13 protein-coding genes are annotated in these 14,750 nt (G+C 70.9%); 6 read left to right on the top strand and 7 right to left on the bottom strand.

Annotated features, from left to right (window positions below):
- Window positions 1-4 precede the first annotated feature (4 nt).
- The 3 genes from AVP42_RS06730 to tkt are packed head-to-tail and all read right to left on the bottom strand — an operon-like array spanning window position 5 to window position 4,841.
- Window positions 5-1,609 carry a glucose-6-phosphate isomerase gene (locus AVP42_RS06730; RefSeq protein WP_067947360.1) on the bottom strand — a complete coding sequence of 535 codons (1,605 nt, stop codon included), beginning with the start codon at window positions 1,607-1,609 and terminating at the stop codon, window positions 5-7.
- Window positions 1,606-2,718: a transaldolase gene (gene tal, locus AVP42_RS06735; RefSeq protein WP_067947428.1), complete on the bottom strand. Its 1,113-nt coding sequence runs from the start codon at window positions 2,716-2,718 to the stop codon at window positions 1,606-1,608. The genes AVP42_RS06730 and tal overlap by 4 nt, the downstream gene beginning before the upstream one ends.
- A gap of 26 nt (window positions 2,719-2,744) precedes the next feature.
- On the bottom strand, window positions 2,745-4,841 hold the full coding sequence (gene tkt / locus AVP42_RS06740; RefSeq protein ID WP_067947362.1) for a transketolase: 2,097 nt from the start codon (window positions 4,839-4,841) through the stop codon (window positions 2,745-2,747).
- A 338-nt stretch (window positions 4,842-5,179) separates the two neighbouring features.
- Here tkt and AVP42_RS06745 point away from each other — a divergent pair, with 338 nt between their 5' ends.
- Window positions 5,180-6,085: a heme o synthase gene (locus AVP42_RS06745; RefSeq protein ID WP_157356751.1), complete on the top strand. Its 906-nt coding sequence runs from the start codon at window positions 5,180-5,182 to the stop codon at window positions 6,083-6,085.
- Window positions 6,086-6,107: 22 nt separating this feature from the next.
- Here AVP42_RS06745 and AVP42_RS06750 read toward each other — a convergent pair whose 3' ends face one another.
- On the bottom strand, window positions 6,108-7,046 hold the full coding sequence (locus AVP42_RS06750; protein ID WP_067947366.1) for a heme A synthase: 939 nt from the start codon (window positions 7,044-7,046) through the stop codon (window positions 6,108-6,110).
- A 249-nt stretch (window positions 7,047-7,295) separates the two neighbouring features.
- Here AVP42_RS06750 and sufB point away from each other — a divergent pair, with 249 nt between their 5' ends.
- The 5 genes from sufB to AVP42_RS06775 all read left to right on the top strand — a co-directional run bounded on the left by sufB (window position 7,296) and on the right by AVP42_RS06775 (window position 11,409).
- The gene (sufB, locus tag AVP42_RS06755) at window positions 7,296-8,714 is read left to right on the top strand and encodes a Fe-S cluster assembly protein SufB (protein ID WP_067947368.1); all 1,419 of its coding nucleotides are present in this window, start codon (window positions 7,296-7,298) and stop codon (window positions 8,712-8,714) included.
- Between the two features lie 2 nt (window positions 8,715-8,716).
- Window positions 8,717-9,898: a Fe-S cluster assembly protein SufD gene (sufD, locus tag AVP42_RS06760; protein WP_082847053.1), complete on the top strand. Its 1,182-nt coding sequence runs from the start codon at window positions 8,717-8,719 to the stop codon at window positions 9,896-9,898.
- 1 nt (window position 9,899) lies between these two features.
- Window positions 9,900-10,226: a non-heme iron oxygenase ferredoxin subunit gene (locus AVP42_RS06765; protein ID WP_067947370.1), complete on the top strand. Its 327-nt coding sequence runs from the start codon at window positions 9,900-9,902 to the stop codon at window positions 10,224-10,226.
- A 66-nt stretch (window positions 10,227-10,292) separates the two neighbouring features.
- Window positions 10,293-11,060, top strand: coding sequence for a Fe-S cluster assembly ATPase SufC (gene sufC / locus AVP42_RS06770; RefSeq protein ID WP_067947372.1), 768 nt, complete (start codon window positions 10,293-10,295; stop codon window positions 11,058-11,060).
- A gap of 19 nt (window positions 11,061-11,079) precedes the next feature.
- Window positions 11,080-11,409 (top strand): metal-sulfur cluster assembly factor, encoded by a 330-nt coding sequence (locus AVP42_RS06775; RefSeq protein WP_067947374.1) that lies wholly within the window; start codon window positions 11,080-11,082, stop codon window positions 11,407-11,409.
- 75 nt (window positions 11,410-11,484) lie between these two features.
- On the opposite strand, the gene AVP42_RS06780 is transcribed toward AVP42_RS06775, so the two are convergent.
- Genes AVP42_RS06780 through valS form a run of 3 tightly spaced genes read right to left on the bottom strand, consistent with a single transcriptional unit; the run spans window position 11,485 to window position 14,743 of the window.
- Window positions 11,485-11,706: a hypothetical protein gene (locus AVP42_RS06780; RefSeq protein ID WP_067947376.1), complete on the bottom strand. Its 222-nt coding sequence runs from the start codon at window positions 11,704-11,706 to the stop codon at window positions 11,485-11,487.
- Window positions 11,706-12,152, bottom strand: a complete 447-nt coding sequence (locus tag AVP42_RS06785) for a GNAT family N-acetyltransferase (protein WP_067947378.1) — start codon at window positions 12,150-12,152, stop codon at window positions 11,706-11,708. The genes AVP42_RS06780 and AVP42_RS06785 overlap by 1 nt, the downstream gene beginning before the upstream one ends.
- Window positions 12,149-14,743 (bottom strand): valine--tRNA ligase, encoded by a 2,595-nt coding sequence (gene valS, locus AVP42_RS06790; RefSeq protein ID WP_067947380.1) that lies wholly within the window; start codon window positions 14,741-14,743, stop codon window positions 12,149-12,151. The genes AVP42_RS06785 and valS overlap by 4 nt, the downstream gene beginning before the upstream one ends.
- Between the last annotated feature and the right edge of the window lie 7 nt (window positions 14,744-14,750).

Here is a 14,750-nt window from a genome sequence, read left to right on the forward strand (position 1 = left end):
CGACTCAGCCGATCGCGGCGCGCAACGCCTGGACGTCGCGGCTCGGATCGGTGAGCGTCAGCGTCAGGACCGGGCGGCCGTGCTCGGCGAGCACCGACGCGTCGCCCGAGGCCTGCGCGGCGATGAGCTCGCCGAACGTGAAGGGACGTTCCGGGATCGCGAGGTCCTCCACCGGGCGCTGCACGAGCTGGAGGAAGACCCCGTGAGCCGGGCCGCCCTTGTGGTACTGGCCGGTGGAGTGCAGGAAGCGCGGCCCCCAACCGAACGTGACGGGTCGGCCGGTGCGCGCGGCGAGCACGTCGCGGAGCTCCTCGACCTCGGGGTGCGCGACCCGGTCGACGTACGCCTGGACCGAGAGGTAGCCGTCGGCGGGCAGCTCCTCGAGGAGCACCTCGATCGCCGAGGACAGGTCGCTCGCGGCGCCGATCACGTCGGGAGTGCCGCGGACCTCGATGCCGTCGGTGACGAAGGCGGCCGGAGCGGGCTCCGGCCGGGCGTCGAGCAGCCCGCGGGCGGCGATCTTCGCCGACTCGACGTCGGGCTGGTCGAACGGGTTGATGCCGAGGATGCGCCCGGCGACCGCCGTCGCGTACTCCCAGACGAGCAGCTGCGCGCCGAGCGTACCGGACACGCGGATCTCGCCGTCGGTGTCGTCGACGAACACCTCCGTGCCCGCGTCGTCGACGAGGCGCACGACCTGGACGTCGGCGGCGACGGAGGCGAGTTCCGGCGCGTCGGCACCGAGCACGACGGGCAGGATGCCGGTGCCCTGCTTGCCCGTGGACTCGGCGATGAGCTGCTCGGCCCAGTCGGCGAATCCGACGATGTGCGTGCCGTCGGCGACGATGGCGAGCTTGTCCCGGCGCGGTTCGGTCGCGGCGATGGCGGCACCGAGGATGAGGCCGGGGTTCTCCTCGGCGTCGACCGCGAGCGCGAGCTCGATGGCCTGCGTCTCGGCGAGCAGTTCGTCGAGGTCGACGCCGGCGAGGCCGGAGGGCACGAGGCCGAAGGCGGTGAGCGCCGAGTACCGCCCGCCCACGGTCGCATCCGCGGTGAACACCCGGTAGCCCGCGGCGCGCGCGGACTCCTCGAGCGGGGAACCGGGGTCGGTTACGACGATGATGCGCGAGGCGGGGTCGACGCCGGCGTCGCGGAAGGCCTGCTCGTAGGCGCGTCGCTGGGAGTCGGTCTCGACGGTCGAACCCGACTTCGAGGACACCACGAGCGCCGTGCGGCCGATCCGGTCGGCGAGGGCGGCGCGCACCTGGCCGGGCTCGGTGGAGTCGAGGACGGTGAGCTTCGCGCCCGCGGTGCGCGTGATGACCTCGGGTGCGAGCGACGACCCGCCCATGCCCGCCAGCACGATGTGCTCGACGCCCTGGGCGCGCAGTTCGTCCCGGAGGGCGGCGATGTCGCCGAGGAGCGGACGGGAGACGGCGACGGCCTCGGTCCAGCCGAGGCGCTTCGACGCCTCGTCCTCGGCCTCGGGTCCCCAGAGCGTGGCGTCGAGCGCTGTGATGCGGGAGGCGACGCGGTCGGCCACGAGCTCGGGTACGACGCGCCGGACGGCGTCGGCGGCGGCGCCGCTGACGGAGATGCGGAAGCTCATCGCGCGGCCTCCAGGGCGGCGCGCACGGTGTCGAGCAGCTCGTGCCACGACACGATGAACTTGTCGACGCCCTCGCGCTCGAGCAGCTCGGTGACGTCGTCGTAGTCGACGCCGACGCCCGCGAGGGCGTCGAGCACCCGGCCGGCCTCGGCGTAGGCGCCGGTCACCGTGTCGCCCTCGACGACGCCGTGGTCGTAGGTGGCCTCGAGGGTCTTCTCGGGCATCGTGTTGACGACGCCCCGGGCGACGAGCTCGGTCACGTACAGGGTGTCGGGCAGCGCCGGGTCCTTGACGCCGGTCGAGGCCCACAGCGGGCGCTGGCGGTTGGCACCCGACTCGAGCAGCGCGGTCGCCCGCTCGGTCGCGAACTGCTGCTGGTACAGCTCGTACGCGAGGCGGGCGTTGGCGACACCCGCGCGCCCCTTGAGCGCGAGCGCCTCCGGGGTGCCGATGGCGTCGAGCCGCTTGTCGATCTCGGTGTCGACGCGCGAGACGAAGAAGGACGCGACCGAGTGGATGGTCGACAGGTCGATGCCCGCCGCCTTGGCCTGCTCGAGCCCCGCGAGGTAGGCGTCGATGACGTCGCGGTACCGGTCGAGGCTGAAGATGAGCGTGACGTTGACGCTGATGCCGGCGCCGATCGCGGCGGTGATCGCCGGCAGGCCCGCCTTGGTGGCGGGGATCTTGATCATCACGTTCGGCCGGTCGACCTTCTCCCACAGGCGGTGGGCCTCGGCGATTGTCGCGTCGGTGTCGTTGGCGAGGTCGGGGGAGACCTCGATCGAGACGCGACCGTCGTAGCCGTCGGTGCGGTCGTACACGGGCCGGAACGCGTCGGCGGCGTCACGGACGTCGTCGGTCGTCGTCTCGAAGACCGCCCGGTCGACGTCGGCGCCGTCGGCGGCGAGCGCGCGCAGCTGCTGGTCGTACGCCTCGCCCTTGGCGAGCGCCGCGGCGAAGATCGTCGGGTTGGTGGTGACGCCGACGACGTCGCGCTCGGCGATGAGCCGCTCGAGGCCGCCGGAGGTGATGCGCTCGCGCGAGAGGTCGTCGAGCCAGATGCTGACGCCGGCCTCCGAGAGGGCGGCGGTGGGGGTGTTGGTGCTCATGCGGATGGTCTCCTTCATGCTCGTCCTCACGCGGAGGCGAGCGATTCCTTCGCGGCGGCGACGACGGCCTCGGCCGTGATCCCGAACTCGCGGAACAGGGTCTTGTAGTCGGCGGAGGCGCCGAAGTGCTCGATGGACACGGCGCGGCCGCGCGAGCCGAGGTAGCGGTGCCAGGTGAGCGCGAGGCCCGCCTCGACCGAGACGCGAGCCGTGACGGATGCCGGGAGCACCGACTCGCGGTACTCGGCGTCCTGCTCCTCGAACCACTCAAGGCTCGGCACCGACACGACGCGGGCCTGGGTGCCCTCGGCCGCGAGCTGGTCGCGCGCGGCGAGGGCGACCTGCACCTCGGAGCCCGTGGCGAGGATGATCACGTCGGGCTCGCCGGACGCGGCCTCGGCCAGGACGTAGGCGCCTCGGGCGACGTTCGCGGCCGAGGCGAGGGTGTCGCCGGATGCCGCGCCCTCGCCACGCTCGAACACGGGGATGTTCTGCCGGGTGAGGGCGATGCCCGCGGGCCCGCCGCGCCGCTTGAGGATCTCGAGCCACGCGTACGCCGTCTCGTTCGCGTCGGCGGGCCGGACCACGGACAGGCCGGGGATGGCTCGCAGGCTCGAGAGCTGCTCGATGGGCTGGTGCGTCGGGCCGTCCTCGCCGAGGGCGACCGAGTCGTGCGTCCAGACGTAGATCGACGGCACGCCCATGAGCGCCGCAAGTCGCACGGCGGGACGCATGTAGTCGCTGAAGATGAGGAAGGTGCCGCCGAACGCGCGCGTCTTGCCGTGCAGCACGATGCCGTTCACGATCGCCGCCATGGCGTGCTCGCGGATGCCGAAGTGCAGGACCCGGCCGAAGGGGTCGCCGCTGAACTCGTGGGTCGAGTGCTCGGTCGGGATGAACGACGGCGCGTCGTTGATCGTGGTGAGGTTCGACTCGGCGAGGTCGGCGGAGCCGCCCCAGAGCTCGGGCAGTCGCGCCGCGAGCGCGTTGATGACCTTGCCCGATGCGGCGCGCGTGGAGACGTCCTTCCCGGGCTCGAACACGGGCAGGACCTCCTCGAGGCCCTCCGGCAGCTCGCCGGCCTCGAGGCGGTCGAGCAGCGCCTTGCGCTCGGGGTTCGCCTCGGCCCACGCGTCGAAGGCCTGCTGCCACCCGCGCTTGGCCTCGGACGCCCGGTCGCGGGCGTTCCCGCGCGTGTGCCCGATGACCTCGTCGGCGACGACGAAGTGCTGCTCGGGGTCGAAGCCGAGCACCTCCTTCGTCGCGGCGAGCTCGTCCGCCCCGAGGGCGGAACCGTGGATCTTGCCGGTGTTCTGCTTGTTCGGCGCCGGCCAGCCGATGATCGTCTTCAGGATGATGATCGACGGCTTGCCGGTCTCGGCCTTCGCGGCCTCGACGGCGTCGTTGAGCTCGGCGACGTCCTCGACGTACTGGCCGGACTTCTTCCAGTCGACCGTCTGGACGTGCCATCCGTACGCCTCGTAGCGCTTGGCGACGTCTTCCGTGAAGGCGATGTCGGTGTCGTCCTCGATGGAGATCTGGTTCGAGTCGTAGATGACGACCAGGTTGCCGAGCTGCTGGTGGCCCGCGAGGGAGGAGGCCTCGGCCGTCACGCCCTCCTGGAGGTCGCCGTCGCTCGCGATGACGTACACGTGGTGGTCGAACGGGCTCTCGCCCGCGGGCGCCTCGGGGTCGAAGAGCCCGCGCTCGTAGCGGGCCGCGTAGGCGAAGCCGACCGCGGACGCGAGGCCCTGGCCGAGCGGGCCGGTGGTGATCTCGACGCCGTCGGTGTGCCCGTACTCGGGGTGCCCCGGGGTCTTCGAGCCCCAGGTCCGCAGCGCCTGCAGGTCCTCGAGCTCGAGGCCGTCGCCCGCGAGGTAGAGCTGCACGTACTGGGTCAGGGAGCTGTGCCCGGCGGACAGGATGAAGCGGTCCCGCCCGAGCCAGCCGTGATCGGCGGGGTCGCGGCGCATGACCTTCTGGTAGAGCAGGTAGGCGACGGGAGCGAGGCTCATCGCCGTGCCGGGGTGGCCGTTGCCGACCTTCTCCACGGCGTCGGCGGCGAGCACGCGCGCCGTGTCGACCGCGCGATCGTCGATGGGGTCCCAGTGCAGAGTTGCCACGGGTTGGGGTTCCTTCCGGTCGTGACGGCGTCGGGGAGCCTCTCCATTCGGCTCCCGGACCCGCCGGGGAAACGCGACGGCGCGGTGGAGCCCGGTGACCGATCCGGTCATGCGTCAGGTGGAGTTGCACGGCGAATCCGCGCCCCGGGCGCGCTGACCTCAGTATATGGAGTCGGCCATGCTCTGTGACGGGGCTTGACGCGTCGCCCGGGACCCCGCGGTACGCCACGCGCCGGGCTCGCCGGGGGCGCCGATGGCCTAGACTCGAACGGAATGCGCGCGCCTCATGCCCAGTCTCGCGCGCCCGGAAGAGGAAGTTCATGCAGGCCGCACCGACCATGCCCGACGCTCGACGGACGACCACGAGCCTGCGACGCAAGGTCGCCGCGTACGTCGCCCTGACGAAGCCGAGGGTGATCGAGCTGCTGCTCGTGGTCACCGCCCCCACGATGATCCTCGCCGCCGGCGGCCTGCCGGACCTGTGGCTGGTGTTCGCCACGCTCATCGGCGGCGCCATGAGCGCGGGCTCCGCCGGGGCGTTCAACTGCTACATCGACCGGGACATCGATCGCGTCATGCGGCGCACCAAGGGCCGGCCCCTCGTCACCGGCGAGCTCACCGATCGCGAGGCGCTCGTCTTCGCGTACGCACTCGGTGCGGCGTCCATCGTCTGGCTCTGGGTGTTCACCAACTGGCTCGCCGCCGCGCTGTCGCTCGGCGCGATCCTGCTCTACGTCGTCTTCTACAGCCTCATCCTGAAGCGCCGCACCGCGCAGAACATCGTCTGGGGCGGGGTCGCCGGGTGCATGCCCGTGCTGATCGGCTGGGCCGCGGTGACCGGCAGCCTCGACTGGGCGCCGTTCATCCTGTTCCTGATCATCTTCCTCTGGACCCCACCGCACTACTGGCCGCTGTCCATGAAGTACAAGGACGACTACGCCGCCGCGGGCGTGCCGATGCTGGCCGTCGTCCGCGGACGCGCCCAGGTCGGCCTGCAGGTGATCCTCTACGCGTGGGCGACGGTCGCCGCGACGCTGCTGCTGGTGCCGATCGCCGGCATGGGCGTCCTCTACACGGCCGTGGCGCTCGCGACCGGCGGCTGGTTCATCTACGAGACCCACCGCCTGTACGGCCTCGCCATCCGCGGCGAGGAGGTGTCGCCGATGCGGGTCTTCCACGGCTCGATCGTCTACCTGTCGCTGCTGTTCCTCGCGGTGGGCATCGACCCGCTGCTGCCCTTCTAGCGGCCGCGAGGCTCGCCGGCGATCAGCGGGCGGATGCCGCGAGCTCGGCGTCCGTCGCCGCGGCGTCCAGGGGCGCCGGCTCCGTCATGCGCAGCAGGAAGGCGGTCATGGTCGCGGCCATGAGCGCCGCGAGCACCATGTGGATGCCGACCAGCAGCGGCGGGAGGCCGTTGCGCGCCTGGTAGAGGCCCACGGCGATCTGGACGAGCTCGACCGCGAGGAGCACCATCGACCACCCGAGCACGGGCAGGCCCCGTCGGCGCGCCGCGATGACGAGCGCGACCGTGAGGACCAGGAGCGCGTAGCCCGGCCAGGCGTGGATGTGCTCGAGGAGCTCGGCGTTGTACCCGGTCCGGCCGGCGTTGACGTCGCCCGAGTGCGGGCCCGACGCCGTGGTCAGCACGCCGAAGACGATGGAGACGGCCAGCACGACAGTGGAGGCGTAGGCGAGCCGCGCGTACCAGAGCGGCACCGCGAGGACGCGAGGACCCGGCACCGTGCGGAGCCGGACGAGGTAGGCCGCGGTCACGCACACGAGCAGGAGCGACGCGACGTAGTGGAAGCCGACGATGAACGGGTTCAGTCCCGTCCAGACCGTGATGCCGCCGACGACGGCCTGCGCGACGATGCCGAGGACCACGACGAGGGCGAGCCGCCACAGGTCGCGCCGCTCGCGTCGGAGGCGCCAGATCGACAGGAGGACGAGCAGCGCGACGATGCCGACGACGCCGGTCATCAACCGGTTGCCGAACTCGATCACGCCGTGGATGCCCATCTCGGGCGTGGAGACGAGCGAGTCCTCGGTGCACAGGGGCCAGGTGGGGCAGCCGAGGCCGGACCCGGTCAGCCGGACGGCGCCGCCGGTCGCGATGATGATGGTCTGCGCCAGGAAGGACAGCCACGCGGCCACGCGCACGCGGCGGTCGATGCGGTCGGGGAGCCACGCGATGAAGCGGTTCACGCTCGTCGTTCCTGATCCGGGCCGCGGTGGGAGGGCGCTGGGAGTCGGACCTCCGGGACCTTCGACCCTATAGACTTGATTGGTTGGCAGGGGCCGTGCGACGCGTGAGCGCGTGGGCGGACCCAACAGCCATTGTAGGTACGCGACGAAGCCACCCGCACATCACCCCATGACGGCAGCGGCACCTCGACCGGGCCGCGGGGGTGGGCCGGACTGATAGCCGGTGCGCGGGAGGAGAAGAGGGAGAGCATGACGGACGTACTCATCGACCGCCCCGAGTTGGAGGGGCTCGGCACGTACGAGTTCGGCTGGTCCGACTCCGACGTGGCCGGGGCATCCGCTCGACGCGGCCTGTCGCCCGAGGTGGTGGCCGACATCTCCCGCCTCAAGGGGGAGCCGGAGTGGATGCTGCAGCGACGCATGCGCGCGCTCCAGCTCTTCGACCGCAAGCCCATGCCGTCGTGGGGTGCGGACCTCTCGGACATCGACTTCGAGAACATCAAGTACTTCGTCCGCTCCACCGAGAAGCAGGCCCAGACCTGGGAGGACCTGCCCGAGGACATCCGCAACACCTACGAGCGCCTCGGCATCCCCGAGGCGGAGCGCCAGCGCCTCGTCGCGGGCGTCGCCGCGCAGTACGAGTCGGAGGTCGTCTACCACCAGATCCGCGAGGACCTGGAGGAGCAGGGCGTCATCTTCCTCGACACCGACACGGCGCTGAAGGAGCACCCCGAGATCTTCGAGGAGTACTTCGGCACGGTGATCCCCGCCGGCGACAACAAGTTCGCGGCGCTGAACACCGCGGTGTGGTCGGGCGGCTCGTTCGTCTACGTGCCGAAGGGCGTCCACGTCGAGATCCCGCTGCAGGCCTACTTCCGGATCAACACCGAGAACATGGGCCAGTTCGAGCGCACGCTGATCATCGCCGACGAGGACAGCTACGTGCACTACATCGAGGGCTGCACCGCCCCGATCTACAAGTCGGACTCGCTGCACTCGGCCGTCGTCGAGATCATCGTGAAGAAGAACGCCCGCGTGCGCTACACGACGATCCAGAACTGGTCGAACAACGTCTACAACCTCGTCACCAAGCGCGCCGTCGCCCACGAGGGCGCCACCATGGAGTGGATCGACGGCAACATCGGCTCCAAGGTGACGATGAAGTACCCGTCGATCTTCCTCATGGGCGAGCACGCCAAGGGCGAGACCCTCTCCGTCGCCTTCGCCGGCCCGGGACAGCACCAGGACGCCGGCGCGAAGATGATCCACATGGCGCCGTACACGCAGTCCTCGATCGTGTCGAAGTCGATCGCACGCGGCGGCGGTCGTGCGGGATACCGCGGCGAGGTGCGGGTCGACGCGAACGCGCACCACTCGGCCAACACGGTGCGCTGCGACGCGCTGCTCGTCGACACGATCTCGCGCTCGGACACCTACCCGGCGATCGACATCCGGGTCGACGACGTGCAGCTCGGCCACGAGGCCACCGTCTCGAAGGTCAGCGAGGAGCAGCTGTTCTACCTGATGTCGCGCGGCATCGAGGAGGACGAGGCCATGGCCATGATCGTGCGCGGCTTCATCGAGCCGATCGCGCGCGAGCTGCCCATGGAGTACGCGATGGAACTCAACAAGCTCATCGAGATGGGCATGGAAGGATCGGTCGGCTAGGGATGACCGTCGCAACGCAGAGCACCGCTATGCCCACCGCCGAGCAGCACGGCTTCCGACCGCATTCCGACGGTCCGATCGTGCCCGTGCAGACCCGCTCGGAGCGCTTCCGCTCCACCGCGGTCGCCGACTTCGCCCCCGTCACCGGCCGCGAGCACGAGTGGAAGTACTCGCCCGTCGCGGCGTTCGCCGACCTGACGTCGGGCGAGCTCGACGGCGCTCGCCTCGAGGTGACGTCGACGGATGCCGCGGGCGTCGCGCTCTCGTGGATCCCGCGCGAGGACGAGCGCATCGGCACGGCCGGCCTCCCCGAGGATCGCGCCGCGGCCAACGCCTGGTCGACCTTCGGCGAGGCGCTCCTCGTCGCGGTCACGGGTGAGGATGCGAAGACCGTCACCGTCACGCGCTCGGGCCTCGGGTCCGCCCCGCGGGCCGCGCACACGGTCATCGAGGCGGCGCCGAACAGCCGCGCGCTCGTCGTGCTGCGCGGCACCGGCGACGCCCGCCTCGCCGAGAACGTCGAGATCGTCGTCGGCGAGGGCGCGAACCTCACCGTCGTCTCGCTCCAGGAGTGGACCGACGAGTCGGTGCACCTGGCCAGCCACTTCGCGCGCATCGCCCGCGACGCCAAGCTCAAGCACATCGTCGTCTCGCTCGGCGGCAAGGTCGTCCGGGTCAACCCGTCGACGCACCTCGCCGAGCAGGGCGGCGACGTCGAGGCGCTCGGGCTGTACTTCTCCGACGCCGGCCAGCACCTCGAGCAGCAGGTGTTCGTGCACCACGACGCGCCGCACACCCGATCGCGCGTGACCTACAAGGGCGCGCTGCAGGGCGAGGGCGCGCGCAGCGTCTGGATCGGCGACGTCCTCATCGGCAACGCCGCGACGGGCACCGACAGCTACGAGCAGAACCGCAACCTCGTCCTCACGGACGGCACGCGTGCCGACTCGGTCCCGAACCTCGAGATCGAGACCGGCGACATCGAGGGCGCGGGTCACGCGTCCGCGACCGGCCGGTTCGACGACGAGCAGCTGTTCTACCTCCAGGCCCGCGGGATCCCGGAGGACGAGGCACGCCGTCTGGTCGTCCGCGGCTTCCTGGCCGAGGTCGTGCAGCAGATCGGCGACGCCGAACTCGAGGAGCGCCTGATGTCGGCGCTCGAGGCCGAACTGCAGGGGAGCTGACGTGGCATCCGTTCGCGTGTGCGGGGTCGACGACCTCGCCGTCAATGAGGCCCAGCGCTTCGTCGTCGAGGGCGTTCCGATCGCGGTCGTGAAGGACGCCGCCGGCGACATCTTCGCCATCGGCGACACCTGCACGCACGGCGACATCTCCCTCTCCGAGGGGTTCGTCGAGGATGACACGCTCGAGTGCTGGGCCCACGGCTCCAAGTTCTCGCTGCTGACCGGCAAGCCGCTCACGCTGCCCGCGTACGAGCCGGTTCCCGTCTTCAAGGTCGAGATCACCGATGGGGGCGTCCACATCGACCCCGAGGTGAAGCTCCCCGTCTGACCGTCCCGACTCCCACCGACTTCCGGCCCCAGGGCCGACACCAACGAAAGAGACCACCGAATCACCATGTCCGTGCTCGAGATCAAGAACCTCCACGTCAACGTCGAGACCGACCAGGGGACCCGCGAGATCCTCCGCGGCGTCGACCTCACCATCAACGAGGGCGAGATCCACGCCGTCATGGGGCCGAACGGCTCCGGCAAGTCGACGCTCGCCTACACGATCGCCGGCCACCCGAAGTACACCGTCGTCGAGGGCGAGATCCTGCTCGACGGCGAGAACGTGCTCGAGATGTCGGTCGACGAGCGTGCGCGCGCCGGCCTGTTCCTCGCGATGCAGTACCCGGTCGAGATCCCCGGCGTGACCGTCACCAACTTCCTCCGCACCGCCAAGACCGCGATCGACGGCCAGGCGCCGTCGATCCGCAGCTGGGTGAAGGACGTGCGCGAGTCCATGGGCAACCTGCGCATGGACACCGCGTTCGCCGAGCGCAACGTCAACGAGGGCTTCTCCGGCGGTGAGAAGAAGCGCAACGAGATCCTCCAGCTCGAGCTGCTGAAGCCGCGCTTCGCCGTCCTGGACGAGACCGACTCGGGGCTCGACGTCGACGCGCTCAAGGTCGTCTCCGAGGGCGTGAACCGGGCCAAGGCGAACACCGGCCTCGGCATCCTGCTGATCACGCACTACACGCGCATCCTCCGCTACATCAAGCCGGACTTCGTGCACGTGTTCGTGGCGGGCCGGATCGCCGAGCAGGGCGGTCCCGAGCTCGCCGACCGCCTCGAGGAAGAGGGCTACGACCGCTACCACGTGGCCGAGCCCGCCGCCCAGTAGGCGCCGGTAGAATCGACCCATGGTCACCTCACTCGCCCCCGAGCGCTACGACCAGATCAGCGAGGCGCTGAAGGATGTCGTCGACCCCGAGCTCGGCGTCAACATCGTCGACCTCGGTCTCATCTACGACCTCAGCTGGGATGACGAGCACGACGCCCTCGTCATCCACATGACCCTGACCAGCGCCGGCTGCCCGCTCACCGACGTCATCGAGGAGCAGACCGCCGAGTCCCTCGACGGCGTCGTCGAGCGCTTCCGCATCAACTGGGTGTGGATGCCGCCGTGGGGTCCCGAGCGGATCACCGACGACGGCCGCGACATGATGCGCGCCCTCGGCTTCGCGATCTGACCCAGTCCGAACATCGCGAACGGCCCGCCCCCTCAGGGGCGGGCCGTTCGTCATGCACGGTGGTTCAGGGCGCGCTCACCAGTCGTCCTCATCGCCGCCGTCGGGCAGGGCGCCGGTCGTCACGATCGTGCCGTCGTCGAGTTCGGCGATCGGACGCCCCTCGAGCCAGGTGAGGGTCCAATGACGGCCCTCGCCCGAGGCGACGCGCGACTCCGCCGTGGCGATGAGCGGCCGCAGTTCCTCGGGCACGGAGGCCGGCGGCTCCGCGCCGAACTCCCACCGCGTGCCGAGGCGCATCAGAGGTCCATCTCGAACGCGATGGCCGGATTGCGCCGGGCCACCTCGTCGGACACGCGGATCCCGTCCTGGTCGGCCGGGTCGGCCGTCCAGCTCACGCGCGTGGCGTGGAGCTCGCCGGCTCGCTCGCGCACCCGCGCGAGCAGCTGCCGGGCCACGCCGTTGCCGCGGTGCGCGTCATCGACGTAGAGGTCGTCGACGACGAGGCCGACGCTCGCGTCGATCGTGCGCGGTTCCGGGTGGTAGTGCACGAGTCCCACCGGCGCGCCCTCGTCGTCGACCGCCACGATGCCGCGGAGGGCGCTCCGCGGATCCTGGATCCAGCTCCACACGATGAGCGCCTTGGTGTCGTCGAGCGCCGCACCGCGGGCCCGGCAGTACGCGTCGAACAACGGCAGCCACCCGAAGAAGTCGCCGTCTCGGACGTCGCGGATCGTCACGCTCATGCGCTGGCCTCCTCTGCCGGGATCTCGAGCACGACCTCGCGCACCTCGAGCGCCTCCGCCGTGTCGAAGCGGAGCTCGGCGATCCGGCCGACGGCGCGCAGGTCGCCCTCGGCGGACGCGAGCAGGGTCGCCGCCGGCTCCGGTGCCGCGATCACGGCCCGGGCGACGGGGGTCTTCTGCGACGCCTTGGCGTCCGTCTTCGCCCGCCGGATGCCCGTGAGCGCGAGGCTCGCGAGTTCGAGCAGCTCGACGCCGGCCTCACCGCGCGCCGCGAGCTCGTCGACGGTCGGCCAGGCGGCGACGTGGACGGACCCCTCGTTCGACCAGCTCCACGCCTCCTCGGCGGCGAACGGGATGACGGGGGCGAACAGGCGCAGGAGCACGCGCAGCGCGGTCTTGAGGGCCGCGACCGCGGAGGCCTGCTCCGGGCTCGGCTCGCCGTAGGCCCGCTCCTTGACCAGCTCGAGGTAGTCGTCGCAGAACGTCCAGAAGAACGTCTCGGTCACCTCGAGGGCGCGGGCGTGGTCGTAGGACTCGAGCGCTCGGGTCGCCTGCTCGACCACGGTCGCGAGGCCCGCGAGCATGCTGCGGTCGACGGGCACCGTCACCGCGGCATCCGCTGCGCCCTCGAAGCCGAGGATGAACTTCGCAGCGTTCAGCACCTTGATCGCGAGGCGTCGGCCGATCTTCACCTGCGTGGGGTTCTGCGGGTCGAACGCCGCGTCGGTGCCCAGGCGCGAGGATGCCGCCCAGTAGCGGACGGCGTCGGAACCGTGCTGCTCGAGCAGTCCCGCAGGGGTGACCACGTTGCCCTTCGACTTCGACATCTTCTTGCGGTCGGGGTCGACGATGAACCCGGAGATCGCGGCGTTCGCCCAGGGGGCGACGCCGTGCTCGAGCTCGGCGCGCAGCGCCGTCGAGAACAGCCACGTGCGGATGATGTCCTGCCCCTGCGGACGCAGCGAGTAGGGGAAGACCAGGTCGAACAGCTCCGGGTCGCGCTCCCAGCCGGCCGCGAGCTGCGGCGTCAGGGACGAGGTGGCCCAGGTGTCCATGATGTCGTGCTCGCCGACGAAGCCGCCGGGCGCGCCGCGCTGCGACTCCTCGAAGCCGGGGGCGGGGGTCGACGACGGGTCGACGGGCAGCATCTCGCGGGTCGCCACGATCGGCTCGTCGTAGACGGGATCGCCGTTGCCGTCGAGCGGGTACCAGACCGGGATCGGCACGCCGAAGAAGCGCTGGCGCGAGATGAGCCAGTCGCCGGCGAGGCCGCCGACCCAATTCTCGTAGCGCACGCGCATGAAGTCGGGGTGCCAGTCGATCTCGCGGCCGCGGTCGGCGAGGCGCTGGCGGAGCGGTTCGTCGCGCGCGCCGTTGACGATGTACCACTGTCGCGTCGACACGATCTCGAGCGGGCGGTCGCCCTTCTCGTAGAACTTCACCGGGTGCGTGATCGCCTTGGGGTCGGCGAGCAGGTCACCCGATTCGCGCAGCATCTCGACGACGGCCTGCTTGGCCGAGAAGGTCGTCTTCCCGGCGAGCTTCGCGTAGGCCTCGCGGCCCGCGTCGGAGGCGATGGCGTCGGGCGCGTCGGCGATCACGCGGCCGTCGAAGCCGATGATGGCGCGGTTGGGCAGGCCGAGCTCGCGCCACCAGACGACGTCGGTGACGTCGCCGAAGGTGCAGATCATGGCGATGCCCGTGCCCTTGTCCTTCTGGGCGAGGTGGTGCGCCACGACGGGCACCTCGACGCCGAACACGGGTGTGGTGACGGTCGTGCCGAAGAGCGGCTGGTATCGCTCGTCGTCGGGGTGGGCGACGAGCGCCACGCACGCGGGGATCAGCTCGGGGCGGCTCGTCTCGATCTCGACGTGACCGCCACCGGGCTTGTGGAAGGCGACGCGGTGGTAGTGACCGGGCTGCTCCCGGTCCTCGAGCTCGGCCTGCGCGACGGCCGTGCGGAACGTGACGTCCCACAGCGTGGGGGCGAGCGCCTGGTACGCCTCGCCGCGCTCGACGTTGCGGATGAAGGCCAGCTGCGAGGTGAACAGCGCCTCGTCGGCGATGGTGCGGTAGGTCTGCGTCCAGTCGACGGAGAGCCCCAGCGTGCGCCACAGCGCCTCGAACTGCTGCTCGTCCTCCGCCGTGAGCCGCTCGCACAGCTCGATGAAGTTGCGGCGGCTGATCGGCACCTGGTCGGCGGGCTTGATCGTCTTGCCCTCGGTGCCCTCGAACGGCGGGGTGAAGTCCGGGTCGTAGGGGAGCGACGGGTCGCAGCGGACGCCGTAGTAGTTCTGGACGCGGCGCTCGGTCGGCAGGCCGTTGTCGTCCCAGCCCATCGGGTAGAAGACGCACTTGCCCCGCATGCGCTGGAAGCGGGCCATGACGTCGGTGTGGGTGTACGAGAAGACGTGGCCGATGTGCAGCGAGCCCGACGCGGTGGGCGGAGGGGTGTCGATCGAGTACATCGCCTCGCGCGTGGCGCCGGAGCGGTCGAACCGGTACGTGCCGTCGGACTCCCAGACACCGCCCCACTTGGCTTCGAGGCCCTCGAGAGCGGGCTTGTCGGGGATGCGCGCGGTGTCGGTCATGATGCTC

Source organism: Agromyces sp. NDB4Y10 (genome assembly GCF_001620055.1).
GTDB lineage: Bacteria > Actinomycetota > Actinomycetes > Actinomycetales > Microbacteriaceae > Agromyces > Agromyces indicus.

Excerpts from the sequence above, each read along its gene's own strand:
- sufD (WP_082847053.1), top strand. The coding sequence starts at position 8,717 with ATGACCGTCGCAACGCAGAGCACCGCTATGCCCACCGCCGAGCAGCAC.
- tal (WP_067947428.1), bottom strand. The coding sequence starts at position 2,718 with ATGAGCACCAACACCCCCACCGCCGCCCTCTCGGAGGCCGGCGTCAGC.
- sufC (WP_067947372.1), top strand. The coding sequence starts at position 10,293 with ATGTCCGTGCTCGAGATCAAGAACCTCCACGTCAACGTCGAGACCGAC.
- AVP42_RS06780 (WP_067947376.1), bottom strand. The coding sequence starts at position 11,706 with ATGCGCCTCGGCACGCGGTGGGAGTTCGGCGCGGAGCCGCCGGCCTCC.
- AVP42_RS06730 (WP_067947360.1), bottom strand. The coding sequence starts at position 1,609 with ATGAGCTTCCGCATCTCCGTCAGCGGCGCCGCCGCCGACGCCGTCCGG.
- AVP42_RS06745 (WP_157356751.1), top strand. The coding sequence starts at position 5,180 with ATGCCCGACGCTCGACGGACGACCACGAGCCTGCGACGCAAGGTCGCC.
- valS (WP_067947380.1), bottom strand. The coding sequence starts at position 14,743 with ATGACCGACACCGCGCGCATCCCCGACAAGCCCGCTCTCGAGGGCCTC.
- AVP42_RS06785 (WP_067947378.1), bottom strand. The coding sequence starts at position 12,152 with ATGAGCGTGACGATCCGCGACGTCCGAGACGGCGACTTCTTCGGGTGG.
- AVP42_RS06775 (WP_067947374.1), top strand. The coding sequence starts at position 11,080 with ATGGTCACCTCACTCGCCCCCGAGCGCTACGACCAGATCAGCGAGGCG.
- sufB (WP_067947368.1), top strand. The coding sequence starts at position 7,296 with ATGACGGACGTACTCATCGACCGCCCCGAGTTGGAGGGGCTCGGCACG.